Raw genomic sequence first — 1,376 nt, forward strand, 5'->3', positions numbered from 1 at the left:
CTTTCTTTGGCTTTAGGCGCAGCGGAGAAAATTTTGCCGCTTACGGCGGGCTTTTTAGCAAAAAGTTTTCTTGCCGCAAAGCCTGCCGTCGCAGCCAATATTGCTAGCGCGCCTAAAACCACGGCTTTCATAGAACAAGCATCCCATCGCCATAGGAGTAGAAGCGGTATCTTTGCTCCACTGCGATACGGTAGAGCTCAAGCGTGCGCTCAAGGCCGATGAAGCTCGCCACGAGCATTATCAGCGTTGATTTGGGCAGGTGAAAGTTCGTAAGCAAAAAATTCTGTCTTATCGGCGGGTTGCCCGGGTGCAAAAACAGCTCGCAGATCCCGCTGCTTTGCCCGTTGCGCGCAAAATTTTCGATCGTGCGCGTAACGGTCGTACCCACTCCTAAAATTTTTCGCTCGCTTTTTAAAATTTGCGCGGTCTGCGGCGGGATGGAGTAGAGCTCACCGTGCATCTTGTGATCGCGCAGATCCGCTACTTCCACGGGCTTGAAGGTGCCCGCGCCCACGTGCAGCGTGATGAAGTGGATCTCGTGATTTCGACGCAAATCCGCGATCATCTCGCTATCAAAATGCAAGCTCGCGGTGGGTGCGGCGACGGCTCCTTGTTCGCGCGCGAAGATGCTTTGGTACCAGCTCGCATCCTCCTTCGTATCGGCGCGCTTGATATACGGCGGCAGCGGCACGTGGCCGATACGTTCGCAAATTTCAAAAACATCATGGGTGTTTAAAGCTTCGCCGCCGCGCTCAAACTGCACGATGCGAAGCCCACCTTCCATAAGCTCACAAACGCGCGCATTAAGGCCCGCCTCAAAGCTAAGCTCGCTGCCCGCTTTGACGCTGCCGCGAATATAGGCGCTAAATTTATCGCCCTCAAGCGGCGAGTTTAGCAGAAGCTCGATCTTGCCGCCGCTGTTTTTATGACCGAAAAGGCGCGCCTTAATCACCCGCGTGTCGTTAAAAATAATATCGCAGGGCGGAAGGGCGTCCGCCAGATCGCCGAAGTGCGCGTGAGTGATCTGCTCTTTAGCGCGGTCATAGATCAGCAGTCGCGCGCTTTGTTTGGGCATAACGGGCGCGCTTGCGATGAGCTCGCTAGGAAGCTCGTAATCGTAGCTGCCAACTAAATTTAGATCCGCCATCTCACGCCTGCGCTACGTCCGTGGAATTTTCGCTTTCGTCATCCTCGGGCTTATACGGATTTATCATTTTGGCGATAAAGATCGAAAGCAGATAAAGCGCAATTAGCGGAGTTGCGAGCATAAACTGACTAAGCACGTCCGGCGGCGTCATGACCGCTGCAAAGATAAAAATAATGACGATTGCGTAGCGGAAAAAATCGCTCAGGCTTTTGTTTGTCACAAGCCCGAT

General features: G+C 53.4%; 2 protein-coding genes. Both read right to left on the reverse strand.

Annotated elements, in window-relative coordinates; genetic code table 11:
* Nucleotides 1-127 precede the first annotated feature (127 nt).
* Nucleotides 128-1,147, reverse strand: a complete 1,020-nt coding sequence (gene queA / locus Q0614_RS08580) for a tRNA preQ1(34) S-adenosylmethionine ribosyltransferase-isomerase QueA (RefSeq protein ID WP_298788033.1) — start codon at nt 1,145-1,147, stop codon at nt 128-130.
* Between the two features lies 1 nt (nt 1,148).
* Nucleotides 1,149-1,376 (reverse strand): twin-arginine translocase subunit TatC (locus tag Q0614_RS08585; RefSeq protein ID WP_298788035.1); only part of this gene is annotated, 228 nt, incomplete at its 5' end.

The sequence above is a fragment of the uncultured Campylobacter sp. genome, from assembly GCF_937997595.1.
Lineage (GTDB): Bacteria > Campylobacterota > Campylobacteria > Campylobacterales > Campylobacteraceae > Campylobacter_B.